This is a genomic window from Streptomyces niveiscabiei, from assembly GCF_033794345.1.
GTDB classification, from domain to species: Bacteria; Actinomycetota; Actinomycetes; order Streptomycetales; family Streptomycetaceae; genus Streptomyces; species Streptomyces niveiscabiei.
In genome coordinates this window covers 1-26,331 of the sequence record NZ_JARAYJ010000034.1, presented here as the reverse complement: position 1 = coordinate 26,331, position 26,331 = coordinate 1, and the positions used below count along the sequence as shown (strand labels likewise).

Here is a 26,331-nt window from a genome sequence, read left to right as displayed (position 1 = left end):
CACCTGTGGCCAGCATCCAGCGGTCCACCGATGCCGCGACAGGGACCGTCCGGCCCTCTCCCGTGCCCGCCCAGCCCCTGTGAACCGGGTGCGCCGCGCCGGAACCTGGAGGCGGGGTCCGGTGAGGAGGGCTCCGCGCAGAGTCGAAGGAGGCCTGGACATGAAGCCCATCGAGGTCGGCGCCCTGATGACCCGTGAGGTCGTCACCGCCCGGTACGGCACCCCGTTCAAGGAGGTGGTGCGGCTGCTCGACGAGCACCGCATAGGCGGCCTCCCGGTCATCGGCGACGACGGCACGGTCATCGGCGTGATCTCCGCGACCGACCTCGTCCCGCACCAGGCGGGACGCTCCGGCGTACGGCACCGCTTCAGTCCCCGCGCCCGGCGTGCGGCGGCCCGGAGCCGGGCCCGTACCGCCGGCGGCATCATGACGGCACCCGCCGTCACCGTCCGCGCCGACGCCACCGCCACCGAGGCGGCCCGCCTGATGGCCGCGCGCCGCGTGCAGCGGCTGCCGGTCGTGGACGAGGAGAACCGGCTCGCCGGCATCGTCACCCGCCACGACCTCCTCCACGTCTTCCTGCGCCCGGACGAGGAGATCCTGCGCGCCGTACGGCAGGAGGTCCTCCTCGACACCCTCTGGCTGGTCCCGCAGACCATCGACGTCGCCGTGAGCGAGGGCGTCGTCTCCCTCACGGGACGGCTGGAGCGGCGCAGCGAGATCCCCGTCGCGGTCGGCATGACACGCCGGCTCGACGGCGTCGTGGACGTCGTCGACCACCTCACCTACCGCATCGACGACACTCGCCTGCGCCCCGCCGAACAGGCCCTGCACGGCGTCGCCGACGATTGGCTGCGCAAGCTCTGACCGACGCGGCGCATGGCCATGATCCCGCTCGCCCTCATCGGCGTCCCCGGCTCGGTCCTGCGGCCGGGCGAACGTGAGCACGTGGCCTTGGAGTCCTGGCTCGGACACCAGCCGCGAACCAGCCGGATGATCACGCGCCTGCCGCCGCGGCGGACTGTTCGTCGTGCTCCCGCGGCATCCGCATGGCCCCGGCGCCGCCGATGGTCTTGCCGCGCTTCCGCGCGCTCTCGTGGCCTTCGAGGGCGCGGTCGCGGAGGCGCACGGGCCGGGTCACCACTGGGAGATGAGCGGCGCCTCCGGTTCGTGCTGCCGCCAGGCTTCAGCGAGACGGGCAAGGCGGTGGGGGGCGGCGATGCCGTGCATGGCTGCGATCTTGCCGTGGATGATGTCGAACATCGTGGAGCCGACAACCTGGTCGCCGAGCACGAAGAGAATGGCCGGGGCACCGTTGACGAGCGCGTAGTGGATGGCCGGCGTGCCACCAACCATCCGCCGCTTCGCTTCTGTGGGTTTCAGGCCGGCCCGTACGACGGCGGCGATGCGCTGCGGGGTGTCGTACCGCAGCAGCGTCGTGGCCAGGCCGCCAGCGCCGTCGGAGACCGCGGTCGCGTCGTCGGTGAGCAGTGCCACCAGCCGTTCGGTGCGGCCTGAGGTGGCGGCGGCGAGGAACTCCTCGACGATTCTGCGGGCGGATGCGGGGTCGATTTCGGCACCACCGCTGCGGACGGCGGTGATGCGGCGCCGGGCCCGGTGGAGGTGCTGCTGGCTCGCGGACTCGGTGATGTCGAGGATCTCGGCGACCTCGGCGTGGCCGTAGGCGAACGCCTCGCGCAGGACGTAGACGGCCCGTTCGACGGGGGACAGGCGCTCCATGAGCGTCAGCAGGGCAAGGGAGACCGATTCCCGCTGCTCGAACGTGTCGGCCGGGCCGAGCATCGGGTCGCCGTCGAGGAGCGGTTCGGGCAGCCAGGCACCGGCGATGCGTTCGCGGCGGGCCTGTGCCGAGCGAAGCCGGTCCAGGCACAGGTTGGTGACGACCTTGGTCAGCCACGCCTCCGGTACTTTGATCCGCTGCCGGTCCGCGGCCTGCCAGTGCAAGAACGCGTCCTGCACCGCGTCTTCGGCGTCGGTGGCGGAGCCCAGCAGCCGGTACGCCAGCGAGGCCAGCCGGCTGCGGCTGGCCTCGAACCGACTGGTGTCGAAGAGATCCGCGGCGGTGCTGTCCATGCGGGCCACCCTAGGACGCTCCGTTTCCCGTGGTGCGGACACCTCTGGCAGTCGGCCACTACTGTGGGGGGTGGACGGTCACGGGCAGGGCCGGCCGTGCTGCGGGGTCTGCGGCCGTGGCGGTGGAACGGCGGCGGAGGCTGCCGGCCAGGCACAGCACCGTGCCGAGCGCGAACCACGTCGCCAGGACGGTGGCGGCGGCGCTGGCGCCGTGGCCGTCGAAGAAGGCGGTGGAGCGCAGCAGCCGGACGCCGGCCCCGGGCGGTAGCAGTTGGCCGAGGGCGCCGGACCAGCCGGGCAGCATCTCGGGTGCGGTCGCGGTGCCCGAGAGGGGGTTGCCCATGAGCATCATGGCGGCGGCGCCGAGGCCGAAGCCGGCGTACCCGAGCAGTGACTCGAGCCCCATGACGGTCAGCGAGGTGGCCGCGATGGTCAGGGCGACGGCGCCGGAGTTGGCCCAGTAGGGACCGTCGAGTGAGCCGAGCCAGAACTGCAGGATCGCTGCCGCGGCAAGTCCGCCGGTGAGAGCGAAGAAGAGTGCTCCGGTGACGCGGTGGACGCTGCCGTGGACGAGCCTGGTCAGCAGCAGGACGGCGAGCAGGCCGCCCATGACCAGCGGCAGGGCTCCGGCGGCCAGTCCGGCGCCGCGCGGGTCGTCGGCCGGCAGCGGTACGAGGTCGCGGGCGGCGACAGCGGTGCCGGATCCCTGGGCCTGGCTGAGGCCGGTCGCGATGGTGTTCAGGGTCTGGGTGACGGCGGTGCTTCCGGCTGATGCGGTGATGATCTGTGGGGTGCCGGAGCTCAGGTCGATCGCCCCGTACACCTTGCGGTCGCGGATCAACTGTTCGGCGGCGGCGGTGTCGGCGACCTCGGTGACCTTGAAGCCGTCGGGAGACCGTTGGTCGAGTAGGGGAGTGATCCGCTTGACGGCGGCAGCGGGCCCGGCGACAGCGATCGGCACGTCATGCACCGATGAGCGTACCGACGGCCAGGCGAAGGCGGTGAGCAGCAGGCTGATGGTCACCGTGAGCAAGGCGACCGCCCTGACCACTGTCGGCCAGGGGGAGGGCGACGCGTCGGCTGCGGTCGCGGCCTGAGCGGACATGGCTTCTCCTTCGGAGGAGGGAGTTCATCACCGGGGAGCGGGGTTTCGGATCCGACGCCGGAACACGGTCCGAGCCCGGGTGGATTGCCGTATTGACCAATGGGGTGGAGGGCGCGGCTACGCGGTCGCCTTCTCGGCGGGGGACGCGTCCGGCGCGGCGGCCAGGTGGTGCTTGCGCTTGGGCAGGCCGAAGGTCGGATGCTCGGTGGCCCACAGGGACATCCTGACGATGCCCGCCTTGATCCGTGCGGCCTTCCGGCCACCCATGTACTTGGGCTTCGCCTGCCCCTGCTCGTCGACCATCTGCAGGATCCCGTCCCGCCGCCCGAGGCTGATGTGGTTCCCGACGTACTCCAGCTTGGTGTTGGCGATCTCGCGCCCGGTCAGGCGTCCCACGATCGCGTCCGTGGCCTGACGGCCGGTGTAGCCGGCCGAGGCGCAGGACATCGGCAGCGGCCGGCCGTTGTCGCCGATGGCGTAGGTGCTGTCGCCGGCGGCGTAGACGTTCGGGTGCGAGACCGACCGCATGGTGCGGTCGACGACGATCCGGCCGTCCTCGGTGACCTCCAGCCCGCTCGCGGTGGCGATGGGGCTGACCGCGAACCCGGCCGTCCACACGGTGGCGTCGGAGGCCAGGGCGGTGCCGTCGGCGCACAGCACCCGCGCCGTTTCGACGGCTTCGACGCTGGTGTGTTCCAAGACGGTGATGCGCAGCCGGTCGCAGGTCTGGCGCAGGTGGCCGCGGGCTCCGGCGGAGAGCGGGGCGCCCAGCTCGCCGTGTGCGACCAGCGTCACCGACAGGCCGGGCCGGGATTCGGCGATCTCGGTGGCGGTCTCGATGCCGGTCAGCCCGTCGCCGACGACCAGGACGCTCCCACCTGCGTCCCGCTCGCTCAGGCTGTCCAGGCGCTCGCGCAGGCGCAGTGCGGAGGGCCGGGTGGCGACGTCGAAGGCGTGCTCGGCCACGCCAGGGACGTTGTGGTCCGCGCCGTGACTGCCGAGCGCGTAGAGGAGCGTGTCGTAGCCGAGTTCGCCGCCGCCGTCGGTATCGGCCACGGCGACGACCTGGCGCTCGGGGTCGACGGCGGTGACACGGGCCCGGCGCAGCCGTACCGCCGTGCCCGCGAAGACGTCGGCGAGCTGCGGGGCCTCGATCTCCTGGCCGGCCGCGAGCTGGTGCAGCCGCAGCCGCTGGACGAAGTCCGGCTCGGCGTTGACCACGGTGATCTCGGTGTCCGCGGGCGACAGCCGACGGGCCAGGGTCCCGGCCACGTAGGCCCCGGCGTAGCCGGCGCCGAGGACGACGATGCGGTGCTTCATGTCTCGCTCCTGTCGACTCGCTTGCCTTTGGCGACTTGAGCGGGACAGCGACCCGATTCCTGACAGGAACCGGATGTGACGTGGGTCACGGAGTGGCGCCGGCAGGTGTGCGGGGGCGCGACACGACGACAACCGGCCCCAGGTCGGCCCTGGTGTGCGGCTGGTGTCTGAGCCAGGACTCCAGGGCCTGCGTCGAGGAACGGCACTGCTTCGGCGGCCACGACGACCACCGGGAGTTCCGGAAACGACCGACATCGTGGTGGGCGTCGACGGTGCGGAGGAGTCCCTGGCCGCCCTGTACCGGGCGGCCGGGCAGGCCCGTCTGCTGCACACGCGGGTGGTCGCCGTCCACGCCTGGGAGCCGGCCCCCCGCCGTATCGCGCCCTACGCCTCCGCAGCCGCCTGTCCGACGGCCGCGCGCGTCCTTGAGGACAGCCTCCTCAAGACACTCGGCGAACGCGTCGACATCGCCGTACAACCCGTCCTGCACAGGGACGAGGGCGCTCGGACCGGGGCGTTAGCGGTGTGCGGGAGTACGGGGGAGCCGGGGCCGCCGCGGGGGCCGGTGGCGCAGCCGGACGACGAGCGCGTCCAGTGCCGTGCTCAGCGCGACCGTCACCACGATCGCCATGGCCAGCAGGATCGCGAAGCGCTCCCAGAACTCCGGTGTGAGACTCGTGCCCACTGTCCTCACCCTTCCTCGGCGGGGCCCTTCCCCTGTGCTTCCAGTCAACGTCCGCGCCGTGCCCGGCGTATGGGGCGAACGGCCCGCGCACCGGCCCCGCCGGGCAGGGCCGTACGGCCCGTCGCCGGGACCGAGCGGCCCGTGGCCCGCGCGAGACGCCCGCCTCCACGCTGGAGGCGACAGGACAGGTCACGACCGGGGAGGACCCCATGGACACCGGCCCGTACACCGTTCGCGACGTGATGACCCGCACGGTTGTCGCCGTCGGCCGGGAGACCCTCTTCAAGGACGTCGTCACGCTGATGGAGCGGTGGCAGGTCGACGCCGTCCCCGTCCTGGAGGGCGACGGCAGGGTCATCGGTGTCGTCTCCGAAGCCGACCTGCTGCCCAAGGAAGAGTTCCGCGACCGCGTCCCCGACCGCGCTGTCCAGAGAGAGCGGCTCACCGACCTGGCGAAGGCCGGCGCGCTGACCGCCGGGGAGTCGATGAGCGCGCCCGCCGTGACCGTGCACGCCGACACCACCGTGCCGGAGGCCGCGCGCATCATGGCCCGCCGCCGGGTCAAGCGGCTGTACGTCATCGACGCCGAGGGTTACCTCGAAGGCGTCGTCAGCCGCGCCGACCTGCTGAAGGTGTTCCTGCGGGAAGACCGCGAACTCGCCGCGGAGGTAAGGCGGTCGATCGCCGAGGTCGCCGGCGACCGGATCGGGGTCGAGGCCGTCGACGGCGTCGTCACCCTGACCGGGAGCGCCGCCGACAGCACCTCGCTGGACGCGGCCGGACGGCTGGCGCGGACCGTCGAGGGCGTGGTCGAGGTCCGCTGCCGCCTCGAACCAGCGGCTTCCTGACGCGACGACAGGGTGCGCGGCCTGTTCGAACCGGCCGCGCACCCGTGCGGCTGTGGTGATCCTCCGGGTCAGCCGCTGTTCACCGGGATGGTCCGCGTCCCCGTCTTCTCCTCCGGGAGCGGGACCGTGACGGTCAGGACGCCGTTCCTGTACGCCGCGGTCGCCTCGTCGCCCTTCGCTCCGAGGGGCAGCCGGACGCTGCGCGCGAACGTGCCGTAGCGGAACTCCGTACGGTGTCCCTCGGCGGTCTCCTCGGTGCGCTCGGCCCGCAGGGTCAGCACACCCTCGGAGACGGTGATCTCGACGTCCTTGCCGGGATCGACCCCCGGCAGCTCGGCGCGCAGCACGTACGCGCCGTCCGCCAGGTGTTCCTCGACGCGGATGCCGTGCAGACCCGCGACGCCGTGCAGTCCGGGAAGCCCGGACTCGACCCAGCCGAACAGGTCGGGCAGTACCGGCCAGCCGGGGAACCGTTCGATCATGCCGCTCATGCGCTTCCTCCTCTCTGTGTCCGTCAACTTCAGGGTGACGCGCGAGAGGTGGAGAAGCAGCGAGCCGAACGACCCCGACCGAGGGCCGGTCGGCCCCGGCGCGCTACGGAGCGGCCACCGGAACCCGCCACACCAGCGTCGTACCGCCTCCGTCGGGACAGTCCCACTCCAGCCGGCCACCCAGCTCCAGCGCACGCTCCTCCATGTTGAGCAACCCGCTGCGCCGTCCCTCCGCCGGGATGCCGTCGCCGTCGTCATGGACGGTCAGGGTCAGCTCGCGGCCGTCCGTCGTGAGGGTCACCTCCGCCGCATCCGCGTGGGCGTGCCGGGCGACGTTCGTCAGGGCCTCGGAGAGAACCGCGACGACATGGTCGGCGATCTCCTTCGGTACGTCCGTGTCGATGAGACCCTCCATGCGGAAACTCGGCGCGAACCCGAGCGAGAGGGCCGCCTCGCCGACGACGCGGACCGCGCGGGCCCGCAGTCCGGTACCGGAGACGCCCTCCCGCGCCCGCAGCCCGAAGATCGTCGAACGGATGATCTTGATGGTCTCGTCGAGGTCGTCCACCGCGCGCAGCACCCGCTCGGACGCCTCCGAGTGCTCGATGAAGCGACCCGCGCTCTGCAACGTCATCCCCGTCGCGAACAGCCGCTGGATCGCCAGGTCGTGGAGGTCGCGGGCGATGCGGTCACGGTCCTTGAGCACCGCGATCTCCTCGGCGTCCCGGCGCCGCTCCGCCAGCTCCATCGCGATGGCCGCCTGCGCGGCGAACACCTGGAGCGGCTCGATCTCCTTCCCGGTGAACGGCACCCGTCCCGCCTCGCGCACCAGCAGCAGCACACCGCGCACCCCGTCGTCGCCGGTCCCGACCGGCACGGCGACGGACGGACCGAGGGAGGGTACGAGGGACAGCCGCTCGTCGCTCGTGACGGCACTCCTACGAGCGAACGCCGTACCGACCAGGCCCCCCTCGGTGGACAGCACCAGACCGCGCAGCGCGTCCGCCTCCTGACCGATCGCCAGCTCCACCGTGAACGACCCGGTGTCCTCCATCGGCATCGCGACGACGGCCAGCGCCGCACCCGTGATGTCCCTCGCCCGCTCGGCGATCAGACCCAGCACCGCCGTCCGGCCGTCGCCCGACATCAGCCGGTGCGTGATCTCCGTGTTCGCGCCCAGCCACCGCTCCCGAAGCCGCGACTCCGCGTACAGGCGGGCGTTGTCGATCGCCACCCCCGCCGCGACCGCGAGGGTCGCCGTCACCGAGACGTCCTCCTCATCGAACAGGACCCCGCCGCGCTTCTCCGTGAGGTACAGGTTGCCGAACACCTGGTCGCGCACCCGGATCGGGACGCCGAGGAACGTGTTCATCGGCGGGTGGTGCGGCGGGAAGCCGTACGACGCCGGATGATCGGAGATCTTCGCCAGCCGCAGCGGCTCGGGGTGGCGGATCAGCTCACCCAGGATGCCGTGACCCTCCGGGTACGGGCCGATCTCCGCGATCTGCTCGGCACTGATGCCCACGGTGTGGAACGCCGACAGCCGCTTGCCGTCGGGACCGATCACGCCGAGCGCCGCGTACTCGGCGTCCACCAGCACCGCCGCCGCCTCCACGATGCTCCGCAACGCCTGCTCCAGATCCAGCTCCCGGCCGACCGACAGCACCGCCTCCAGCAGGCTGTGCACCCGGTCCCGGGTCCCCCTCGCCGCGTCCAGCCGCACCTGCAACTCGTCCAGCAGTTCGTCCAGCCGCAGCTGAGGCAGCCGTACCCGGGCCTCCTCGGCACTTCCCACCCGCACTCCTCGGCAACTCCGCGTCCCGGCCTTTCCGGTGAGGCCCAAGGTAGCGGCCGGGAGCGGGCCCGGACACCGAGAACGGGCCAAGTCCTCCGCCAGGGCCGACCGGCCCTCGGATCGGGACCGGACAGCACCTGCCGCGCGCACACCCGCCGTACGAGGCTGGATCCGTCGCATGAGCGGAAGGACGTGAGGCACATGACGGCACACGGGGCCGTACGGGTCAGAGCTCAGGGCGAGGTCGGCGAGGAGGAGGTCACCCGGCTCCTCGCCAAGCTCGACGCGGCCTGCGGACGTCTCGGTCTGGCCGCCGAGGGCGCGCTGACCGTGGTCAGGGCACAGGCCCACCACATCCGGCGGCCCTGGTGCGCCACGGCCCGGCTCCTGGTGCACGGCACGGTCCTCGTCGTCCACGCGGAGGAGGCCACCGCGCGGGAACTCGCCGACCGGCTGGAGGACCGGGTCCTCGCGCGCGCCGGACAGGCCGCCCACAGCCGGACGCACACGCCACCTCCCTGGCGCACGGCCCCCGGGACATGAAAGGCCGGCCGGTCCCGGAGCCGGGACCTTTCCGGCGGGACAGTGGAGACAGGAGCGGCACCCACCCCCGTGGTGCCGCTCCGCCCGTACGACCGAGCACTGCCACCCCTTCACAGAAACTCACCATGACCGACGAGCCCACCCACGCCCCGACCCCGGTCTCCGTGCGCAGAAGCGTCGAACTCGACAGCGCCGAGGCGCTGCGGCTGCTGGGCAGCGTCTCCCTCGGACGGGTCGTCTTCACCCGACAGGCGCTGCCGACCATCCGCCCGGTCAACCACGTCGTCGTCGACGGCGCCCTCGTCATCCGCACCCACGAACACGCCGCCCTCACCCTGCACGCCACCCACACCGACGCCACCGGCGTCGTCGTCGCCTACGAGGCCGACGACATCGACCCCCGCACCCACCTCGGCTGGAGCGTCGTCGTCACCGGCTACGCCCACCTCGTCACGGACCCGTCCGAACTCGCCCTGTACGACACGCTCTTGCGTCCCTGGGTCGACCGGACCATGGAACACGCGGTACGGATCCTTCCGGCGCTGGTGACGGGGGTCCGGCTCGTGGCCGACGACCTGTGATCTGCGCGTCGTCATGCGCAGGCCAGAGGTTTCGTCTCTGCGACGGGATCGGTGAAGTGAGGCTGAACTGGTCTTTCGACGGCTTGCGGGGAGCGGTTCATGCTGACGAGGCAAGCCCCGGTGGACAGCCGGTGGACAGCCGTGCGTGAAACTCCGTCAGAGATTCTCGCCACCCCGGCCGACGGGTGGAGTCCACCGGTCTTCGATGGGGCTGCCGGAGACGTCGGGACTAGGTGGTCCTGACAGTGTCACGTCCAGGGCAAGGCGCGGGCTTGGGGGTGACCGGAGGGCTCGCCCGCCTGCCGTGGTGGAGATCGGTCCGGTCGTGCCGCGCTCGCCTCCGGCCGGTACTCGGATGAGCAACTGCCGGAGTGGGAATCGGGGCACGATACCGAGTTCGATCCGGTTGCTTCGCCCAAGCGTTGCGGGCGGTCCTGGCCGGGCTGTGAGTACGAGGCATACGTTCGGCTCTTCGACCGGCACGAGTATCCCGATGTCCACGCGCGCCAGCTTCGTGACCAGCGACGTCAAGGTGCGCACCGCTCAGGGGAAACGCGGAGACGGCGGCGCTGCGAGGAGAGTGCTCGGGGGGCCAGGCGCGGACAGGGAGCCTGGTACCGAGCGGGTGATCGAGTCCTGTACGCCCCCGCCCCTTGGCCCTCCGGTTCGTCGACGGTGCCCCCGAGGCCCCGGAACCTGATGCGGCTCCACTCCAATCCGCGGCGCCACCTGCTCCGGATTACGCGTGGACCTGATCGCGAGCCCGGGAGGAAAGAGGATGAGGCGGACAGCTGTGGTGGGCTCCGGCGTGGCGGGACTGACAGCCGCGTACATCCTGGGCCGGACCTGCCACGTCACCCTGTACGAGGCCGACGACCGGCTCGGCGGACACGCGCATACCCACGAGCTGACCTCGCCGTACGACGGCCGGGTGCACCGCGTGGACTCCGGGTTCATCGTGCACAACCGCCGCACCTACCCGAACCTCCTGCGCCTCTTCGACGAACTCGGCGTCGCCACGCAGGAGTCGGAGATGAGCATGTCGGTCCGGTGCGAGGGCTGCGGCCTGGAGTACGCCGGAGCACGCGGCCCCGCCGGTCTGCTCGCCCGCCCCCGCCACGCCCTGCGCGGCGCGTACCTGCGGCTGCTCGCGGAGGTGCCCGCCTTCCACCGGGCCGCGCGGCGCCTGCTGGCCCGGGACGGCGAACAGGACCTCACCCTGGGCGAGTTCCTGGACCGGGAGGGCTTCTCGGCCTACTTCCGCGCCCACTTCATGACTCCGGTGGTGTCGGCCGTGTGGTCCTGCGACGCCGTCACCGCCCTGCGCTACCCGGCCGCCTATCTGTTCCGCTTCCTGGAGCACCACGGGCTGCTGTCGGTCGGCGGCTCACCGGTGTGGCGTACGGTCACCGGCGGTTCCCGCGAGTACGTCGACCGGGTTGCCGAGCACATCGGCGAGATTCGCACCGGCACCCCCGTCCGGGCGGTGAGCCGCCGCGACGACGGCGCCGAGGTGACCGTCGCCGACGGCACCACCGAGTCGTACGACGCCGTGGTGATCGCGGTCCACCCGGACCAGGCGCTGCGCCTGCTCGCCGACCCGACCGACCGGGAGCGGAAGGTGCTGGGGGCGTTCCGCTACTCGCGCAACACCACGTTCCTGCACACCGACACCAGGCTGCTGCCCCGTGCCCGCGGCGCCCGCGCCTCCTGGAACTACCTCATGCCGTCCTGCACTTCGGGCGCCGACCGCGTACGGGTCAGCTACGACATGAACCGGCTCCAACGCCTCGACGCCGCCGAGACGTTCGTCGTCACCCTGGGTGGCGAGGACCGCGTCGACAGCGGACGGGTGCTGGCCCGCATGGTCTACGAACACCCCGTCTACACCCCGGAGTCGGTGGCCGCCCAGCGCCGGCTGCCCGAACTCGCCCGCGACGTCTGCGTGTTCGCGGGTGCCTACCACGGGTGGGGGTTCCACGAGGACGGCTGCCGCTCAGGCGTCGAGGCCGCCGCCGCGCTGGGGGCACGCTGGTGAACGCCGCCCTGTACACCTGCACGATCCGCCATGTTCGGACCACCCCGTCGCGGTACGCGCTGCGCCACCGCACGTACATGTGGCTGATCGACCCCGACCGCCCGCCCCGACTGCCCCTCCCGCTGCGGCCGTTGGCCAGGTTCGACCCGCGCGACCACTTCACCGGCGACCAGCCGTCCCTGCGCGCCGCCCTCGACGCCTTCCTCGCCGGACACGGGGTCGACCTGGAGGGCGGGCCGGTGCTGATGCTCACCCACGCCCGGGTGTTCGGGTACGTGTTCAACCCGATCAGCCTGTACTGGTGCCACGGACCCGACGGCGAACCGCGCTGCGTGGTCGCCGAGGTGCACAACACCTACGGCGGCCGGCACGCCTATCTCCTCCACCCCGACGAGACCGGGACGGCCGGTGCCGACAAGGAGTTCTACGTCTCACCGTTCCTCCCCGTGGACGGCCGCTACCGCATGCGGCTGCCGAGACCGGGCCCCCGGCTCGACCTGACCGTGCGCCTGGACCGCGAGGCCGCCCGCACCCTGACGGCCACCGTCCACGGCACCCGGCACCCGGCGACCGTCCCGAACCTGCTGCGGGCCGCCCTGCGCCACCCCTGGTCCACCCTCGCCGTCTCGGCCGCGATCCGCTTCCACGGCATCCGCCTCCACCTGCGGGGCCTGCCCGTCCAGCCCCGACCCGACGACCACCGCACCCCGGAGAACACGACATGAGAACCGCGGACCACCGCAGCACCGCCGACACGCCCGTCGACGCCGAGCGCTGGCCGGACGTGGCCGTCGTACCCGCATCCTCGTGGCCGCGTACCGCCGTGACCGGCGCGCTGGTCCGCCGGGCGCTGGACGGGCTGCCCGTGCGGGCCCGGTTCGCCGGCCGCGACGACGCGGGACGGGGCGGCCCGCTGCTGGAGGTGCGCGACCCGGCCGCCTTCCACGCCCGGATCGGCACCGGCGGCCTGGTCGGGTTCGGCGAGTCCTACATGGCCGGCGAGTGGGACGCCCCCGACCTCGTCGCCGTCCTGACCGTGCTCGCCGGAGACCTGGCCGGCCTGATCCCGGCCCCGCTGCAACGCCTGCGCGGACTGTGGGCCTTGCGGCACCCGCACGAGGAACGCAACACCCCCGACGGCTCCCGCGCCAACATCAGCCGCCACTACGACCTCTCCAACGACCTGTTCGCCCTCTTCCTCGACGACACCCTCAGCTACTCCTCGGCCGTCTTCCGCGGCTTCCCGGCGAGCTGGGACCTCATGGCGGCGGCCCAGCACCGCAAGATCGACCGGCTGCTCGACCTCGCCGGTGCCGGCGAGGGCACCCGGCTGCTGGAGATCGGCACCGGCTGGGGCGAACTGGCCCTGCGCGCCGCCGCCCGAGGCGCCCGCGTCACCTCGCTCACCCTCTCCGCCGAGCAGCGGGCCCTGGCCCTGGAACGCGTACGGGCGGCGGGCCTCCAGGACCGCGTCGCGGTCGAGCTGCGCGACTACCGGGAGGCGGGCGGGGAGTACGACGCCGTCGTCAGCGTGGAGATGATCGAGGCGGTCGGCGCGGAGTTCTGGCCGGACTACTTCCGCACCCTCGACGAACGGCTCGCCCCGGGCGGCCGGGTGGCGCTCCAGGCGATCACCATGCCCCACGACCGCATGCTGGCCGCCCGTGACACCTTCACCTGGATCCACAAGTACGTCTTCCCCGGCGGCCTCATTCCCTCCACCGAGGCGATCGAGGACACCGCCCGCGAGCACACCCGGCTGCGCCTGTCCCGCCGTGACGCCTTCGGCGCCCACTACGCCGAGACCCTGCGGCTGTGGCGCGAGCGGTTCACGCACCGCGCCGACGAGGTCGACGCCCTCGGCTTCGACGCGACCTTCCGCCGCCTGTGGACCTTCTACCTCGCCTACTCCGAGGCCGGATTCCGCTCCGGCTACCTCGACGTCCAGCAGTACCTGTTCACCAAGGAGAACGAGGAGACCAAGGAGAATCCCACCCGATGAGCACCCTTGCCCGGCCCGGTGCCGCCCAGCTGCTCGCCGCCCTCGTCGAGGACGCGCTCGATGGTCCCCTGCCGCTGCGCCTGCGCGCCTGGGACGGCAGCGAGACCGGCCCGGCCGACGCACCCGTCGTGGTGGTGCGCTCCCGGCGCGCACTGCGCCGACTGCTGTGGCAGCCGGGCGAGCTGGGCCTCGCGCAGGCGTACGTCACCGGCGAACTCGATGTCGAGGGCGACCTCGCGGAGGGGCTGCGGACCATGTGGGCGGCCCAGCGGGAGCGGGGCCCCCGCCCGCCCCGGCCGACGTCCACCGACCGGGCCGCCATCAGCCACCACTACGACCTGTCCAACGACTTCTACGGCCTTCTCCTCGACGAGACCATGACCTGTTCCTGCGGCTACTGGGCGAGCGACGAGCCCGGCCTCACCGCCGCCGACGCACAGCGGGCCAAGCTGGAGCTGATCTGCCGCAAGCTGCCCCTGGAACCCCGTGCCCGGCTGCTGGACATCGGCTGCGGCTGGGGTTCACTCGTTTTGCACGCGGCCGAACGGCACGGCGTCCAGGTCACCGCCGCCACCCTGGCCCGGGAGCAGGCGGCGTACGTGCGCGGACAGGTGCGCGAGCGCGGACTCACCGAGCGGGTGGAGGTGGTGTGCCAGGACTACCGGGACATCCAGGGCAGCGGATACGACGCCGTCGCCACGGTCGAGATGGGTGAGCACGTCGGGGACGCCGAGTACCCGGCGTTCATCGAGGCGTACAACGCCCCGGACACGCACATGCGTCCCCTCGGCGAGACCGTGACGCTGCTGGAGGAAGCCGGTCTGGAGGTCCGGCACACGGAGTCGCTGCGCGAGCACTACGCCCGTACGGTCGCCGCCTGGCACCACACCCTGGAGGAGCGTTGGGACGCTTTCGTGCGGCTGGCCGGTGAGGAGACCGCCCGGGTGTGGCGGCCCTATCCGGTCGGCGCGGCCGGGATGCCGTCCACCTCAAGCGCTGGGTACGAAGACCTGTGAGCACCTTCCCGTGGAGTGTGTTCGCGCTCAACCTGGCCTGGGGTGCCGCCGCGGCCCTGGCGGTCATGCTCGTGACCTTCGCCGTCGCGCTCCGCTTGGGCCTGCACCGGATCGTGGACGTGGCCTGGGGGATCGGCTTCACGGCGGTGGCGGCCGTGACCTTCGCGGCGTCCGCCGGGCACGGCGATCCCGTACGGCGGCTGCTGGCGACCGTGCTGACGGCGGTCTGGGGGCTGCGCCTGGCGGTGCACATCGCCCGCCGGGGCCGGGGCCACGGAGAGGACCCGCGCTACGAGGCGATGCTCGCGAAGGCTCCCGGCAGCCGGAACACGTACGCCCTGCGCATGGTCTACCTGCTCCAGGGCGCCCTGGTGTGGCTGGTGTCCCTGCCCGTGCAGGCGGCCCAGTACGTGCCCGGCCGGCCGTCGTTCCTGGCCTGGGCCGCAGTCGCGCTGTGGGCGGCCGGCGTGGGTTTCGAGGCGATCGGCGATGCTCAGCTCGCCCGGTTCAAGGCCGACCCCGCCCATCGCGGACGCATCATGGACCGGGGACTGTGGGCGTGGACCCGGCACCCCAACTACTTCGGTGACTTCTGCGTCTGGTGGGGCCTGTTCCTGCTCGTCTGCGACTCCCCGGCAGCAGCCGCCGTGTCCGCCGTGTCGCCCCTGGTGATGAGCCTGCTGCTGACCCGGGGCAGCGGAAAGCGGCTACTGGAACGGCACATGGCGGACCGGCCCGGCTACGCCGAGTACCGCGCCCGCACCAGCGGCTTCTTCCCCCGGCCGCCGAAGCGGGGCACACGCCGGGGGCGGCGGTGACGGGTCGGCCGAAGGACAAGGCGCGAGTGCGGCTCAAGGCGACACGGGGCTTCCGATCGTGCTGGGGGACGACACCGAGTCCCTTCCGGAGCGCCCGGCCCCGCGGACGAACCCGGTGCTGTGGACCGTGACCGCCGCGCTACCCCGAGAGGACGTCCTGCCGTCCGTGCGGCCGGGCCGCCCTGCACACCGGTGCAGGGGATCAAGGCGTGGAAATCCGCAGGTCATCGCCGTATCGCCGCGGTTCGGGAGCGCTTGTGGCGTCGGCGCCAGGTCGGCCGCCGTGCCGGGTCCGACGGGGTGGCCGCCGCGCGGCCCACCGGAGCCCGTAGGGCAAGGTCGCTCACTCACGACGCGGGACACGGCCCCGCCCACGGTTCAGCGGACACGGGACTTCCCGCGCGAGAGCGTGCTCAGCCGGATGCGGGTGTACGAGGTGTACGGCGCGGTCGCCCGCTCGGCCTCGGCGATCACGGCCTGGAGCGGGGGCAGGACGGCGTGCGGAGGCGTGCCCGGGTGCAGCCAGACTCGCAGACCGACGTCCAGGCGTTGGCGTCGGCGGGGCAGTACGCGTGCCCGGGCGCGGGCGACCCCGGGTACGGTCGCGGCGCGGGCGGTCAGGGCCTCCGCGAGGGCCTGGGTGCGGACGGCGGAGCCGGGAGCGGGCAGGGCCAGGCGCCGGGCCGGGCCCGAGCGGAGCTGCCCGAGGGCCCCGTACGCGAGGAGCAGGGTCAGGGCGATCGTCGCGGCCAGGACGGTGGGGGTCCACCAGTCTTCGGCACGGAGCTGTGCCAGGCGGGTGCGGTCCAGCAGGACGGTGTCCGTGCCTGTGGCCGGCCACCACGACGGCAGCCGCTCACGGAGGGGCCCACCGGTCAGGCTGAGCCACGCGCCCGCCAGGAGCATGGCGAGCCCGGCGGCGGTGAGGACGGTCCGGTTGACGGTCGTACGGGCGCGGCTCATCACATGTCGCCTTCCGGGGTACGAGCGGACACTGGCATGGACCGGTCGGCCGTGTGATCGTGGGGTGCTTCCCGCACCGGGTGGAGAGGCGGGCCCCAGACCGGCTCCGGGACGACGATGACCCGCAGTCGGGGGACGCGACGCAGGTCGCAGGCGGTCAGGGCGCTCCGGGCGGCGGCTGCGGCGGCGTCCCGCGTGTGCGCCCGGTCGCCGAAGCGGAGACCGGCCCGGACGCTGACGCGGCGCCTGCGCACCCGTACGCGCACCGCTCCGGTCCCCGGCACGTCCGCCACCGCGTCATGGACCAGCGACCGCACCGCGGAACGGTCCACCGCCGCGTCCACACGGGCCGTGGACGCGGCGACCGTGGACTGGCGGCGCCGGCCCGGGGTCACCGCGAGCAGGATCAGCCAGGCACCGAGCAGGGCGGTGAGCGCGCCGACGGCGACCACGGCCGGATCCCCGGGCCCGTGCCCCGACAGCCAGTCCACGGCCCGGACCCGCCAGGGCGCGACCGCCCGGTGGGAGGTGTGCACCTGGACCATGTCGAAGGCGAGCGCGCCACAGGCCGCGGCGGCCGTCGCCGTGAGCACGGCGACGGGGACCCGGCGCTGGGACCACCAACGGCGGGGCGTACGGCCCTCCTCGCTCCGGGGAGCGGGGGGCACCGGTCCCCGGAGCGCGGCCAGCGAGGTGACCGTGATCCGCGTGGATGTCACGTCCAGCCCCGTCAACTGCCCGGTGCGCGCGGTGACATGATGTCGGACGTCCCGCACGGTGTCGGTGAGGGGAGCCGGGTAGGGCAGCGTCATCCCCAGGGAGAGCTCCGCCCGCCCGCCGTGCACGGACGCCGTGGCCCCGGTCGCCCGTGAGACTCCCCGTCGCGGGAGTGTCTCGGTGGCGGCCTGCTCGGCGATCCGGCGCACGGCCCGTTCCGAGACGGTGGTGGTGCCCCGCTCGGCCGAGGCCGTCATCGGTGGTTCCGCTCGAACGTGTCGCGCACGTCCTGGACGCTGCCGCCGCCTTCGATCCACCGGCCCAGCGCCCAGCCCAGGCCGCCGAGCGCGGCCACGAGCAGGAAGGCGCCGAACCCGCCGAAGAAGCCGGCGAACGCCAGCGCCATGCCCGCGGTCATTCCCACCACTGGTGTGCTCATGTCCCTGTGCCTCTCACCTCGTACGACTCACCGCGTGTCCCGTGCCCGGCGCCGTCACTCCACGCGGGAGCCGGCGGTGCTCCCGGACTCGTCCTCGTCGGGCAGGTGGACGTCGTTGACGGTGATGTTGACCTCGACGACCTCCAGGCCGGTGATCCGCTCCACCGCGTCGACCACGTTCTCCCGGACGTCCCGGGCCACGTCCATGACGGAGACGCCGTACTCGACGACCAGGTCCAGGTCGACCGCCGTCTGCCGTTCGCCCACCTCGACCTTGACGCCGCGCCCGACGTTCGGCCGGCCTCCGGGGACGCGGTCACGGACGGCGCCGATGGTGCGGGAGAGGCCGCCGCCCATGTCGTGCACACCGGGGATCTCGCGGGCCGCGATGCCCGCGACCTTCACGACGACGACGTCGGCGATCGAGGTACGGCCCCGGTCGGGCGCGGGCTGGTCGGCCCCGGCCGTGCCACCGGACACGGCTGTGGTGTGGGGCGGCCTGCCGGTCTGCGGCGCGGACAGGTCTTTGGGGGCGGATGCGGTCTGCGTGGTCATCGCGGGTTCCTCTCGGCTTCGTTCTCGACGGGCTCTCACGTCGTCAGACCCGGTCCAGGCGCGTCTGTGACGAGGGACCGGAAACAGATCGGCGGGGTGCCATACGCGTGGCACCCCGCCGATGACGCGGCGTCAGCTGGTGGGCATCAGGACGCTGTCGATGATGTAGACGTTCGCGTTGGCGGTCTTGACGCCGCCGCAGACCACCTTGGCGGAGCTGTCGACGGTGTAGGACTCGCCGGAGCCCGAGGTGGTGAGCTTCCCCTTCTCCAGGGTTTCGAAGGAGCCCTTCTCCAGGTCCTTCGGCGTGAGCTTCTGGCCGACAACGTGGTAGGTGAGGATCTTCGTCAGCTGGGCCTTGTCGTTGAGGACCTTGTCCAGGGTGGCCTTCGGGATCTTGGCGAAGGCGTCGTTGGTGGGAGCGAACACGGTGATGTTCTGGGCGTTGTTGAGGGTGTCGACCAGGCCGGCCTTCTGCACCGCCGCCACGAGGGTGGACAGCGCCGGGTTGTTGGAGGCGGCGGTGGCGACCGGGTCCTGGGCCATGCCGTCGAAGGAACCGGCACCGCTCGCGGGCACTGCGGAACAGGCGGGACCGAAGGGCTTGTCCGTGGCGGTGCCGCTGCCGGAGCCGGTCATGCCGTCCTCCGGGGCGGACGTCGACGCCGACGCCGACGCGGAATCCGACTTCGCCGACTCGGAGCCGCTGTCGGAGCAGGCGCTCAGGGCGAGAGGCAGGACGGCCGCGGCGGCCAGGGTGGCGGCGGTACGGCGGATACGGGTGTTCATGGTGTTTCTCCTGTTGATCGGCTTGATCGGCTTGATCGGCGCAGCCTGAGCTGCCTCGACACGGGGAAAGGGGAAGGTGGTTCAGTCGACGGTCACGACCACGGAGTGCCATCCGCTGGCGCCGTCGGGAATGGTGCGGGTGCGCTTCTCCGTCTGCACCGCACCGGTACGGTCGGTGGCCCGGACGGTGAGGGTGTGGCCGCCCCTGGTGGCCTGCCAGGGGAAGGTCCACTGGCGCCAGGTGTCGGCCGTGTCCTCGGCGGCGAGCCGGGCCTCCTGCCAGGGACCGTCGTCGACGCGGATCTCGACCTTGTCGATGCCGCGGTGCTGGGCCCAGGCCACGCCGGCGACCATCACCGTGCCCGCCTCGGGCCGGGCGAACGGCTTCGGTGTGTCGATGCGCGACTGCGTCTTGACCGGCGCCCTGCGGGCCCAGCCGCGCTTGACCCAGTAGGGGTCGTAGGCGTCGAACGTGGTGAGCTCGATGTCCTTGATCCATTTGCAGGCGGAGACGAACCCGTACAGGCCGGGCACCACCATGCGGACGGGGAAGCCGTGCGTGAAAGGCAGGGGTTCGCCGTTCATGCCCAGGGCGAGGAGGGCGTCACGGCCATCCATCACGTCCTCGACCGGGCTGCCGATCGTCATGCCGTCCACGGAACGGGCCACCAGCTGATCGGCGGGGCCACCCTTCGAGGGCGGCTTCACCCCGCATTCGGCCAGCAGATCGGCCAGCCGTACGCCGGTCCAGCGGGCGTTGCCGACGTAGGGGCCGCCGACCTCGTTGGAGACACAGGTCAGCGTGATGTCCCGCTCGACCAGAGTGCGGCGCAGGAGATCGTCGTAGGAGAGCGTGACCGGCCGGGTGACGCCCGTGCCGTGGATCCGCAGCCGCCAGGACGTCGCGTCCACCTTGGGCACCACCAGGGCGGTGTCGACGCGGTAGAAGTCCGCGTCGGGCGTGATGAACGGGCTGAGGCCGGAGACCTTCGGTGCCGCGCCCTTCGGTACGGCGGGAGCGGGAGACGCGGGCGCGGGCAGCACTACGTTCCGCCGGAAGGCGACCGCGTCCCGTCCCTTGGCTCCGGCCAGGGACCGGCCCAGCAGACCGGCTCCCGCCGATGCCACGGCCGCCGCGCTCGCCGCGATCACGAAGCCCCGGCGGTCCCAGTCCGCATCGGACGGCACCGGCGCGGGCGGGCGGGGTGCGAGGCGGCCCGTGAGCGCGTACAGGAGTACGGCTCCGGCGACGGCCCCGGCCATCGAGGGCAGCGCGTCCGCGACGCCGGCCGAGTCGGGCCGTCCGGTCGCCGTGAGGGCTCCCACCACCCCGAACGACAGCACGCCCGCTGCGGCCGTACGGCGGAACCGCAGTCCGGCAATTCCGAGCGACACCGCGAAAAGCGCGAGGACCACGAGAATTCCCAGCTGGAGAACCAGCTTGTCGTCGGTGCCGAAATGCCGGACCGCCCAGTCCTTGACCGCGGCGGGCGTGCGGTCGATCGCGGCGCCGCCCACGGCGACGACGGGACCGGCCTGCGGGCGGACCGCACCCGCTACGGCCTCGGCGACCGCGAGCGCCGCACACCCGGCCAGCACACCACTGAACGCGCCCAGCAGCAGCCGCGTCGGGCCGGGCCGGCGGCGGGGATCCTTCTCGTTCTCGGTCACGTGAGGAATCCGGTTCTGGAACCCCGCCGGATTGGTCGCACCCACGATCGGATGAATTTTGTTTTCCCGCCAATCCGCGCCCGCTTCGGCTACGGATTCCTTGTCGAACGTTTTTCGTTTCGCCGGCCGTCGGAGAGGGCGGCGGCCGTCCGCATCCGCCGGGCCCGCGCGCCCCGAAGTACCGCGTAACAGGGACCGCACCGAAGGGTCCAACCAAGGGAAGACCGGAAGACCGGACGAGAGGAGCCGCCCAGTGGCGGGGGCCCGCACACCGAGCGCACCATGCGGCAGCGCACCACCGGACACCCGGTCCGACACGGATGACGCCCTGCTGGCGGTCCGTGCCGCGGAGGGCGACGAGGACGCGTTCGCCGTGCTCGTGCAACGGCACGCGCCGTCGCTGACCCGGCTCGCCACCCGGCTGCTCGGCACCAGGACCGAGGCGGAGGACGCGGTCCAGGACGCCTTCCTCAGCGCCTGGCGACGGCTGCCCGAGTTCCAGGGACGTTCCTCCTTCGGCACCTGGATATACCGGATCGTCACCAACCGCTGCCTGAACGTGCTGCGTTCCCGCAGGCCCACGGCCCCGCTGGAGGAGGCCAAGGACGTGGCCGCGGCCGAGTACAGCACGTCCCCGGCGCGGATCACCGAGGGCCGAAGCGCGGTACGTGAACTGCGCGAGGCCCTCGACCTGCTGACGGCCGAACAGCGGGCCTGCTGGGTGCTGCGGGAGCTGGACGGGCGATCCTACGAGTTCGTCGCGGAAGCGGTGGGCATCAGCGAGGAGGCCGTCCGCGCCCGTGTCTTCCGCGCGCGCCGTTGTCTGACACAAGCACTGGGGGCCTGGCGATGACCGACCGGACCGACCCGCCGTACGGCACGTCCGCGCAGGAGGACGATGACGAACTCCTGCCCTGCGGACGGCTGCTGTCCCGAGCGTGGGCCGACTGGGAGACCCAGGCCGACGACACCCACGCGCGGACCTGCCCGCACTGCCGGCACGCGGTGCGCGGGCTCGACGAACTGGAGTCCGCCGTACGCGGGCTGCGCACGGAGACGGCGGACACCGGCTCCTACGACGCCGAGCCGCTGACCCGGCGGATCATGGACGTCGTCCGCCTCGAACTGCGTCCGGGCCGCCCCCTGCCGCTGGGTGACCCCTCGGAGGACCTGTGGATCATGGAAGCGGTCGCGGCCCGCGCCCTGCGCGCCGCGGCGGAGACGGTCCCGGGCGTCCACGCCGGCTCCTGCCGCCTCCTCGACGGCCATGCGGACGGAACGGTCGAGGTCCGCCTCGACATCCACGCCCCGACCGGCGTTCCCCTGCCCGACCTCACCGCACGGGTGCGGGAACAGGTCGGACAGGCCGCCGACCGCGCCCTGGGCATGGCCATAGCGGCCGTACACATCCGGGTCACGGACCTCCTCCCCCTGACGGCCGACGACGACCGGGAAGGCCGTACGCCATGACCGAGCACACCGCGAGGACCCCGCACAGCACGCTCGTCGAGGAACTCGCCACCGCCGTGACCGGTGTACCGGGGGTGGCCTTCCTCCGGCCCGGCCTGGCCGGCCGGCTGCGCACCGCGCTGCCGCGACCGGCGCAGCACCCGGCAGGGGTCCGGATGACCCGACCGGACGGCGAGGGGCCCTGGCACGTCGAGATCCACGTCGTGGCGCTCCGGCAGGTGCGGACCGCGGACGTGGCTCGCGGTGTCCGCGACGAGGTAGGGCGGCGCCTGGACGTCCTGGCCCCCGCCGAATCCCCGCCCCGGATCACCGTGACGGTCACAGGGCTGCTCTGAGGCCGGTCACCAGTGGGGCGGAGGCGCGGTCGCCATCAACTGCGCCACGACGATCCACACTCCGACCGCGGTCGCCGTCATCCGGAACCTGCGCAGACGGAGGGCGGAGACCGGGTCCGGTCCAACGCCGACCGGCCGCCCGGCAGCCGGCGCCGGAGCACGTCCGGGCAGGACGGGCACGGCACCGTCCGACAGCGGGCCTTCGCCCCGGCGACCCTCCAGCGGCCGGGCCGCCGGCGGGGGCACGGCTCGGCGTGAGCGTTCGGCCCGCCGGGCCGGCCGTGTGCCGGTCGCGGAAGCAGCGCCGGCAGCCGGGACCGGTACCAGCCCGTACGCCAGTCCGCTGAGGAACGCGGCGTAGGAGGCCCGGCGCAGACCGGTCGGTGCGGTGCGCCCCGCCTCCCAGGAGCGGACCGTCGACACGGTCACGCCGAACGCGGCGGCGACCTGCTCTTCGGTGAGCCGCCACGCCCGGCGCAGCCGTACGCGCTCCTCGGGGGCCGGCAACGGGACTCTGCCGTCACGTCGACGGGGGTGGGACGGCATGGGCTGTCGGGGCAGAACATCGATCGTCATGACCGTATGACAACAAGTCGGCACGCCATGTGACTTTATGTCATGTAATGCACCCGTATGCAGTATCGAGTCGTGGTCAGCCAGGAAAGGCCATCAAGGCGATCGGCGCGGTGGTGGGCTGCTTCGAGCCGCCGTCGGGCTCGACGGTGATGCCCATGCCCGACGCCTGGTCGACACCGCCTCGCATCAGGACGGCCTGGTCGCTGCGGCCGGGGTCCATGAGCCCGGCGGACCGCATGGTCCCACCGTCGTCGAACCAGAGTTGATAGACCTTGCCGCCGGGTGGACGGGCCATTCCCGAGACGGCGAACACGGCCCTGTCCCGGCTGTGGGAGACGACGACCGTACCGGTCGCGCCGCCGGCCAGCCCGGACGCCCGGACGCGGGCGTCCGGGGCGGACAGGACAGCGGCGATCTCGTCGGCACTCCGGGACGCCTGGCGTGCCTCGGCGCGGGCGTCCGCGGCCTGCCGGTGCTGCCACACCGCCGTCCCGCCGAGCGCCGTGGCCGCCGCGAGGCAGGCGGCGAGCGCCCACCGGGACACCAGCCGGGCCGTGAGTCCCGCCCGCGCCGGAAGGACCCGGACGGACGCGCCGGGCGACTCCTGGCGGACGGTCGTGATCCGGCGCAGCACCTGCTCGCGCAGTGCCGGGGCCGGACGCGTGGCGACGGCCAGTCCCAGACGGGCGGCGGTCGCGCCGAGCTCGGCCGTTTCCTGCGTGCAGGGCTCGCAGTCCGCGAGGTGACGTTCGAACGAGGCGTTCTCCTCGTCGGACAGGGCGTGCAGGGCGTACGCGCCCGTCAGCCGGTGCGGGTCGATGGTCGTCACGCGGTCACCCCCAGGCAGTCGCGCAGCCGGATCAGTCCGTCGCGCAGTCGGGTCTTCACGGTCCCGAGCGGGATCTCCAGTGCCTCGGCGACCTCGCGGTAGGTCAGGCCCCGGTAATAGGCGAGCGTGACGGCCTGGTGCTGGAGCTCGGTCAACGTGCGCAGGCAGCGCCGCACCTGTTCCCGCTCCAGCCGCGCCTCGACATGCTCTGCCACCTCGTCGTACTCCGGCACCTTGTCGAGCAGTGCGGCCTTGTGGTCCCGGGCCGTCGCGGCGTCCACCGAACGGACCCGGTCCACCGCCCGGCGGTGCGCCAGGGTGAGAATCCAGTTGACCGCCGTTCCGCGATCGGGCCGGTAGCGGGGAGCTGTCCGCCACACCTCCACCAGGACCTCCTGCGCCACCTCCTCCGACTGCGCGTGATCCCGCAGGACGGCACGCACGACGCCCAGGACCGGGCCCGCGACGATGTCGTACACGTGAGCGAACGCTTCCTCGTTTCCCAGGGCCACCTGCCCCACGAGTTCCTCCAGGTCGGGCCCCGCAGAGGGGTTTCTGATGATATGTACCGCTTCTTTCACCGAGGTCCTCCACCGTCGGGACATGTCCGGGCGTAATCCGTTCCCGTCGGCCACGTGGATTGGTTGCACTCGTGGCGAAATTCGCCGACGTCGGTGGCAGAGGACCGGGGAGGACCGGGAACAGCGCGGTCCGGGCCGTCCGGCAGACTCCTGGTGGTGGCCGACGGCGGATGAACACTTGCCAGTGGGCCACAGAAGGGAGACCACGTGCAGGTGCAGCCCGTGACAGCAGAGGCCGACGGCGGGGTGCGGCGTGGTGCCATGGTCACGGTGGGCGTTGATCTGGCCGGGCGTACCGGAACCACGGGCGTGTGCCGTGTGACGTGGGGGCGGCGGCCTACGGCCGAACTCCTTCCCGCGAGGCATGACGACGACCTGTTGGCGGCGATGCGGTCCGCGGACAAGACGGGGCTTGATTCGCCCCTGGGCTGGCCGGTCGCCTTCATTGCCCTGCTCACCGCGCACCGGACCGGTGGCGAGCTGCCTGCGCTCGATCACCACGCAGCGTGCGCCGATGGCCGCCCCGGACTCGGCAACACCTTCACCCACCGGCTGACCGATGACGTGGCCTGGAAGCGCACCGGGGCGGGCAAGCGGCGTCCGCTGTCGGTGTCGGCCGACAAGCTCGGCATCGTCGCCATGCGTGCGGCCGGTCTGCTGGCCCGGCTGGCCGAGGGCGGTCCGGCGGTACCGCGCGACGGCTCGGGCTCCGTTGTCGAGGTCTACCCGGCGTTCGCGCTCATCCAGTGGGGACTCGCCCAAGAGGGGACCTACAAGGGCAAGGGCGCCACGGCTGCGCGGTCCCGGATTCTCACCGGTCTTGAAGCCGGCCTGGACCTGGAGCTGTCCGACCGGGTCCGTGACCGGTGTACGGCCAGTGACCACGACCTGGACGCCCTGATCTCGGCAGTCGTCGCACGGGCCGCCGCGCGTGGCCTGACAGAGGCGCCTGCCACCGACCATGAGCGGGCCATGGCCGCGGTCGAGGGCTGGATACACCTGCCCCGTCGGGACGTCGGCCTTGCCGAAGTTCGGGGGCGGACCGAGTTCTGAACCCAGAGACGGGTTCTTCGGGCATGGGCTATGCGGTGGTCCGGAGACAACGAGCGCTCGCGAGGGCATCGGACCTCGGACCGGAACGTCCAGTCGACAACGGCCGTTGCTTTTGGCGCTTCCATCGGTGGACAGCCGGTGGGCGGACGCTTTTGGACGGTGCGACACGGAGCAGCACAGCCCAACCTGAGACACCTGTTCTGATCAGCGGAAACGTCATGGGCTGGCACGACGCGGCACCAGCAGACACGAGCGCTCATCGTCTCGTCATGCGTAGGTCTCGGAGCCCGCCGATGGATCGGGTGGCGGGAGATGATGTACCGACTTCCCGTGCTTCCGGCCGTGTGGTGGCGTCGCACAGGATTCCTTCGAGCAGGACTCCATCCAGTTTGATCCTGCTGAGGTCGGCTCCGACGAAGTCGTTGCCGGCTCGCTCGACTTCGCCGACAGCCCTCGCCAAGGCGTCGGCCTGATCGCATCCCTGGATCAGATCGTCGAGGAGATCCTGCGCGACCGTGTCGATTCCGTATGGGCAAGGAGATTCCCCGCAGGTCGTGCACCAGCCGTCCTGCCGGTTCGGCGAGGGGCGACTCGACATCTGTCAGACATCCTTCGGATAGCCGAGTCCGAATTACTGCGCGTGGTGGCCGGTGACCTCTGGGGAGCCGTGAGATCTCATCCAACAGTCGATCATGTTCTCGATGAGTCGCACGGCACTTCGCATGAGACGGCCGGTCGGCGAGTGGGCCGCGTTCCGCGAGACGCGCTTCGAGTGCCGCACCCTTTCGTGGGGCGCGTGCCTCGTGGGAGCGGCGATGGGTGACGGCAACTCCCATGGACCGGTGAGCCGATCGTCGGTGCCTCCTTCGAAACGAAGTCCTTCCCGGAGAGCCGCCCGAGCTCACGAAAGATCGAGGCTAAGAGCTCGTAACACGATCATGATCGGTGTTTCTTGAGGCGTCTCCAGCAGATCAGAGCGCAGGCCAAAGAGACGAATGCGTCGTGGAGTTCGGTTC

29 protein-coding genes and 1 pseudogene are annotated in these 26,331 nt (G+C 72.3%); 14 read left to right on the top strand and 16 right to left on the bottom strand.

Annotated elements, in window-relative coordinates:
* The first annotated feature begins 160 nt into the window (after positions 1–160).
* The gene (locus PV682_RS34055; protein WP_319735617.1) at positions 161–868 is read left to right on the top strand and encodes a CBS domain-containing protein; all 708 of its coding nucleotides are present in this window, start codon (positions 161–163) and stop codon (positions 866–868) included.
* 130 nt (positions 869–998) lie between these two features.
* Here the strand turns inward: PV682_RS34055 and PV682_RS34050 are convergent, their stop codons facing one another.
* The 4 genes from PV682_RS34050 to PV682_RS34035 form a co-directional block, all read right to left on the bottom strand.
* Positions 999–1,130, bottom strand: coding sequence for a hypothetical protein (locus tag PV682_RS34050; protein WP_319735616.1), 132 nt, complete (start codon positions 1,128–1,130; stop codon positions 999–1,001).
* A gap of 8 nt (positions 1,131–1,138) precedes the next feature.
* The gene (locus tag PV682_RS34045) at positions 1,139–2,095 is read right to left on the bottom strand and encodes a sigma-70 family RNA polymerase sigma factor (protein ID WP_319735615.1); all 957 of its coding nucleotides are present in this window, start codon (positions 2,093–2,095) and stop codon (positions 1,139–1,141) included.
* Between the two features lie 58 nt (positions 2,096–2,153).
* Positions 2,154–3,200: an ABC transporter permease gene (locus PV682_RS34040; protein ID WP_319735614.1), complete on the bottom strand. Its 1,047-nt coding sequence runs from the start codon at positions 3,198–3,200 to the stop codon at positions 2,154–2,156.
* A gap of 117 nt (positions 3,201–3,317) precedes the next feature.
* A complete protein-coding gene (locus PV682_RS34035; RefSeq protein WP_319735613.1) occupies positions 3,318–4,520 on the bottom strand; it encodes an NAD(P)/FAD-dependent oxidoreductase in 1,203 nt (400 codons plus the stop codon).
* Positions 4,521–4,674: 154 nt separating this feature from the next.
* Between PV682_RS34035 and PV682_RS34030 the strand changes: the two are divergent.
* Positions 4,675–4,959: pseudogene (locus PV682_RS34030) on the top strand (universal stress protein); the annotation flags it as partial.
* Positions 4,960–5,037: 78 nt separating this feature from the next.
* Here PV682_RS34030 and PV682_RS34025 read toward each other — a convergent pair.
* Complete coding sequence (locus PV682_RS34025) at positions 5,038–5,205, bottom strand: hypothetical protein (RefSeq protein ID WP_319735612.1); 168 nt, start codon at positions 5,203–5,205, stop codon at positions 5,038–5,040.
* 209 nt (positions 5,206–5,414) lie between these two features.
* Between PV682_RS34025 and PV682_RS34020 the strand changes: the two genes are divergently transcribed.
* Complete coding sequence (locus PV682_RS34020) at positions 5,415–6,053, top strand: CBS domain-containing protein (protein ID WP_319735611.1); 639 nt, start codon at positions 5,415–5,417, stop codon at positions 6,051–6,053.
* Between the two features lie 68 nt (positions 6,054–6,121).
* Here PV682_RS34020 and PV682_RS34015 read toward each other — a convergent pair whose 3' ends face one another.
* Together PV682_RS34015 and PV682_RS34010 are read right to left on the bottom strand one after the other, a co-directional pair.
* On the bottom strand, positions 6,122–6,544 hold the full coding sequence (locus tag PV682_RS34015) for an Hsp20/alpha crystallin family protein (RefSeq protein WP_109360904.1): 423 nt from the start codon (positions 6,542–6,544) through the stop codon (positions 6,122–6,124).
* Between the two features lie 103 nt (positions 6,545–6,647).
* The gene (locus PV682_RS34010; protein WP_319735610.1) at positions 6,648–8,339 is read right to left on the bottom strand and encodes a GAF domain-containing sensor histidine kinase; all 1,692 of its coding nucleotides are present in this window, start codon (positions 8,337–8,339) and stop codon (positions 6,648–6,650) included.
* Between the two features lie 201 nt (positions 8,340–8,540).
* On the opposite strand from PV682_RS34010, the gene PV682_RS34005 reads away from it, so the two are divergent.
* From PV682_RS34005 to PV682_RS33975, 7 genes are all read left to right on the top strand, one after another.
* On the top strand, positions 8,541–8,882 hold the full coding sequence (locus tag PV682_RS34005) for a hypothetical protein (RefSeq protein ID WP_319735609.1): 342 nt from the start codon (positions 8,541–8,543) through the stop codon (positions 8,880–8,882).
* Between the two features lie 125 nt (positions 8,883–9,007).
* Positions 9,008–9,463, top strand: a complete 456-nt coding sequence (locus PV682_RS34000; RefSeq protein ID WP_319735608.1) for a pyridoxamine 5'-phosphate oxidase family protein — start codon at positions 9,008–9,010, stop codon at positions 9,461–9,463.
* Positions 9,464–10,241: 778 nt separating this feature from the next.
* On the top strand, positions 10,242–11,501 hold the full coding sequence (locus PV682_RS33995) for an NAD(P)/FAD-dependent oxidoreductase (RefSeq protein ID WP_319735607.1): 1,260 nt from the start codon (positions 10,242–10,244) through the stop codon (positions 11,499–11,501).
* A complete protein-coding gene (locus PV682_RS33990; RefSeq protein WP_319735606.1) occupies positions 11,498–12,226 on the top strand; it encodes a DUF1365 domain-containing protein in 729 nt (242 codons plus the stop codon). The genes PV682_RS33995 and PV682_RS33990 overlap by 4 nt, the downstream gene beginning before the upstream one ends.
* A complete protein-coding gene (locus PV682_RS33985) occupies positions 12,223–13,503 on the top strand; it encodes a class I SAM-dependent methyltransferase (protein WP_319735605.1) in 1,281 nt (426 codons plus the stop codon). The genes PV682_RS33990 and PV682_RS33985 overlap by 4 nt, the downstream gene beginning before the upstream one ends.
* On the top strand, positions 13,500–14,519 hold the full coding sequence (locus PV682_RS33980; protein WP_319735604.1) for a cyclopropane-fatty-acyl-phospholipid synthase family protein: 1,020 nt from the start codon (positions 13,500–13,502) through the stop codon (positions 14,517–14,519). Before PV682_RS33985 ends, PV682_RS33980 begins: the two co-directional genes overlap by 4 nt.
* On the top strand, positions 14,516–15,337 hold the full coding sequence (locus tag PV682_RS33975; protein ID WP_319735603.1) for a DUF1295 domain-containing protein: 822 nt from the start codon (positions 14,516–14,518) through the stop codon (positions 15,335–15,337). Before PV682_RS33980 ends, PV682_RS33975 begins: the two co-directional genes overlap by 4 nt.
* Before the next feature lie 378 nt (positions 15,338–15,715).
* Here the strand turns inward: PV682_RS33975 and PV682_RS33970 are convergent, their stop codons facing one another.
* The 6 genes from PV682_RS33970 to PV682_RS33945 form a co-directional block, all read right to left on the bottom strand.
* Positions 15,716–16,300 carry a hypothetical protein gene (locus tag PV682_RS33970; protein ID WP_319735602.1) on the bottom strand — a complete coding sequence of 195 codons (585 nt, stop codon included), beginning with the start codon at positions 16,298–16,300 and terminating at the stop codon, positions 15,716–15,718.
* A complete protein-coding gene (locus PV682_RS33965) occupies positions 16,300–17,274 on the bottom strand; it encodes a DUF6286 domain-containing Asp23/Gls24 family envelope stress response protein (RefSeq protein ID WP_319735601.1) in 975 nt (324 codons plus the stop codon). The genes PV682_RS33970 and PV682_RS33965 overlap by 1 nt, the downstream gene beginning before the upstream one ends.
* Positions 17,271–17,456 carry a hypothetical protein gene (locus PV682_RS33960; RefSeq protein WP_319735600.1) on the bottom strand — a complete coding sequence of 62 codons (186 nt, stop codon included), beginning with the start codon at positions 17,454–17,456 and terminating at the stop codon, positions 17,271–17,273. The genes PV682_RS33965 and PV682_RS33960 overlap by 4 nt, the downstream gene beginning before the upstream one ends.
* Positions 17,457–17,510: 54 nt before the next feature.
* Entirely contained in the window at positions 17,511–18,011 is a 501-nt protein-coding gene (locus tag PV682_RS33955) for an Asp23/Gls24 family envelope stress response protein (RefSeq protein ID WP_319735599.1), read from the bottom strand.
* Positions 18,012–18,143: 132 nt separating this feature from the next.
* The gene (locus PV682_RS33950) at positions 18,144–18,800 is read right to left on the bottom strand and encodes a fasciclin domain-containing protein (protein ID WP_319735598.1); all 657 of its coding nucleotides are present in this window, start codon (positions 18,798–18,800) and stop codon (positions 18,144–18,146) included.
* A gap of 81 nt (positions 18,801–18,881) precedes the next feature.
* Positions 18,882–20,471, bottom strand: coding sequence for a sulfite oxidase (locus PV682_RS33945; protein WP_319735597.1), 1,590 nt, complete (start codon positions 20,469–20,471; stop codon positions 18,882–18,884).
* 253 nt (positions 20,472–20,724) lie between these two features.
* On the opposite strand from PV682_RS33945, the gene PV682_RS33940 reads away from it, so the two are divergent.
* The 3 genes from PV682_RS33940 to PV682_RS33930 are packed head-to-tail and all read left to right on the top strand — an operon-like array spanning position 20,725 to position 22,276.
* Positions 20,725–21,324 carry an RNA polymerase sigma factor gene (locus PV682_RS33940; protein ID WP_319735596.1) on the top strand — a complete coding sequence of 200 codons (600 nt, stop codon included), beginning with the start codon at positions 20,725–20,727 and terminating at the stop codon, positions 21,322–21,324.
* Entirely contained in the window at positions 21,321–21,941 is a 621-nt protein-coding gene (locus PV682_RS33935) for an Asp23/Gls24 family envelope stress response protein (RefSeq protein WP_319735595.1), read from the top strand. Before PV682_RS33940 ends, PV682_RS33935 begins: the two co-directional genes overlap by 4 nt.
* Positions 21,938–22,276 carry an Asp23/Gls24 family envelope stress response protein gene (locus tag PV682_RS33930; protein WP_319735594.1) on the top strand — a complete coding sequence of 113 codons (339 nt, stop codon included), beginning with the start codon at positions 21,938–21,940 and terminating at the stop codon, positions 22,274–22,276. The genes PV682_RS33935 and PV682_RS33930 overlap by 4 nt, the downstream gene beginning before the upstream one ends.
* 6 nt (positions 22,277–22,282) lie before the next feature.
* On the opposite strand, the gene PV682_RS33925 is transcribed toward PV682_RS33930, so the two are convergent.
* The 3 genes from PV682_RS33925 to PV682_RS33915 form a co-directional block, all read right to left on the bottom strand.
* Positions 22,283–22,852 carry a helix-turn-helix domain-containing protein gene (locus PV682_RS33925; protein WP_319735593.1) on the bottom strand — a complete coding sequence of 190 codons (570 nt, stop codon included), beginning with the start codon at positions 22,850–22,852 and terminating at the stop codon, positions 22,283–22,285.
* 76 nt (positions 22,853–22,928) lie between these two features.
* The gene (locus PV682_RS33920; RefSeq protein ID WP_319735592.1) at positions 22,929–23,681 is read right to left on the bottom strand and encodes an anti-sigma factor; all 753 of its coding nucleotides are present in this window, start codon (positions 23,679–23,681) and stop codon (positions 22,929–22,931) included.
* On the bottom strand, positions 23,678–24,262 hold the full coding sequence (locus PV682_RS33915; protein WP_319735591.1) for a sigma-70 family RNA polymerase sigma factor: 585 nt from the start codon (positions 24,260–24,262) through the stop codon (positions 23,678–23,680). The genes PV682_RS33920 and PV682_RS33915 overlap by 4 nt, the downstream gene beginning before the upstream one ends.
* A 261-nt stretch (positions 24,263–24,523) precedes the next feature.
* Between PV682_RS33915 and PV682_RS33910 the strand changes: the two genes are divergently transcribed.
* Positions 24,524–25,315: a DUF429 domain-containing protein gene (locus tag PV682_RS33910; protein WP_319735667.1), complete on the top strand. Its 792-nt coding sequence runs from the start codon at positions 24,524–24,526 to the stop codon at positions 25,313–25,315.
* Positions 25,316–26,331 lie beyond the last annotated feature (1,016 nt).

Excerpts from the sequence above, each read along its gene's own strand:
- PV682_RS34055 (WP_319735617.1), top strand. The coding sequence starts at position 161 with ATGAAGCCCATCGAGGTCGGCGCCCTGATGACCCGTGAGGTCGTCACC.
- PV682_RS34045 (WP_319735615.1), bottom strand. The coding sequence starts at position 2,095 with ATGGACAGCACCGCCGCGGATCTCTTCGACACCAGTCGGTTCGAGGCC.
- PV682_RS34040 (WP_319735614.1), bottom strand. The coding sequence starts at position 3,200 with ATGTCCGCTCAGGCCGCGACCGCAGCCGACGCGTCGCCCTCCCCCTGG.
- PV682_RS34035 (WP_319735613.1), bottom strand. The coding sequence starts at position 4,520 with ATGAAGCACCGCATCGTCGTCCTCGGCGCCGGCTACGCCGGGGCCTAC.
- PV682_RS34020 (WP_319735611.1), top strand. The coding sequence starts at position 5,415 with ATGGACACCGGCCCGTACACCGTTCGCGACGTGATGACCCGCACGGTT.
- PV682_RS34015 (WP_109360904.1), bottom strand. The coding sequence starts at position 6,544 with ATGAGCGGCATGATCGAACGGTTCCCCGGCTGGCCGGTACTGCCCGAC.
- PV682_RS34005 (WP_319735609.1), top strand. The coding sequence starts at position 8,541 with ATGACGGCACACGGGGCCGTACGGGTCAGAGCTCAGGGCGAGGTCGGC.
- PV682_RS34000 (WP_319735608.1), top strand. The coding sequence starts at position 9,008 with ATGACCGACGAGCCCACCCACGCCCCGACCCCGGTCTCCGTGCGCAGA.
- PV682_RS33995 (WP_319735607.1), top strand. The coding sequence starts at position 10,242 with ATGAGGCGGACAGCTGTGGTGGGCTCCGGCGTGGCGGGACTGACAGCC.
- PV682_RS33985 (WP_319735605.1), top strand. The coding sequence starts at position 12,223 with ATGAGAACCGCGGACCACCGCAGCACCGCCGACACGCCCGTCGACGCC.
- PV682_RS33980 (WP_319735604.1), top strand. The coding sequence starts at position 13,500 with ATGAGCACCCTTGCCCGGCCCGGTGCCGCCCAGCTGCTCGCCGCCCTC.
- PV682_RS33970 (WP_319735602.1), bottom strand. The coding sequence starts at position 16,300 with ATGAGCCGCGCCCGTACGACCGTCAACCGGACCGTCCTCACCGCCGCC.
- PV682_RS33965 (WP_319735601.1), bottom strand. The coding sequence starts at position 17,274 with ATGACGGCCTCGGCCGAGCGGGGCACCACCACCGTCTCGGAACGGGCC.
- PV682_RS33960 (WP_319735600.1), bottom strand. The coding sequence starts at position 17,456 with ATGAGCACACCAGTGGTGGGAATGACCGCGGGCATGGCGCTGGCGTTC.
- PV682_RS33955 (WP_319735599.1), bottom strand. The coding sequence starts at position 18,011 with ATGACCACGCAGACCGCATCCGCCCCCAAAGACCTGTCCGCGCCGCAG.
- PV682_RS33950 (WP_319735598.1), bottom strand. The coding sequence starts at position 18,800 with ATGAACACCCGTATCCGCCGTACCGCCGCCACCCTGGCCGCCGCGGCC.
- PV682_RS33935 (WP_319735595.1), top strand. The coding sequence starts at position 21,321 with ATGACCGACCGGACCGACCCGCCGTACGGCACGTCCGCGCAGGAGGAC.
- PV682_RS33930 (WP_319735594.1), top strand. The coding sequence starts at position 21,938 with ATGACCGAGCACACCGCGAGGACCCCGCACAGCACGCTCGTCGAGGAA.
- PV682_RS33925 (WP_319735593.1), bottom strand. The coding sequence starts at position 22,852 with ATGACGATCGATGTTCTGCCCCGACAGCCCATGCCGTCCCACCCCCGT.
- PV682_RS33910 (WP_319735667.1), top strand. The coding sequence starts at position 24,524 with ATGGTCACGGTGGGCGTTGATCTGGCCGGGCGTACCGGAACCACGGGC.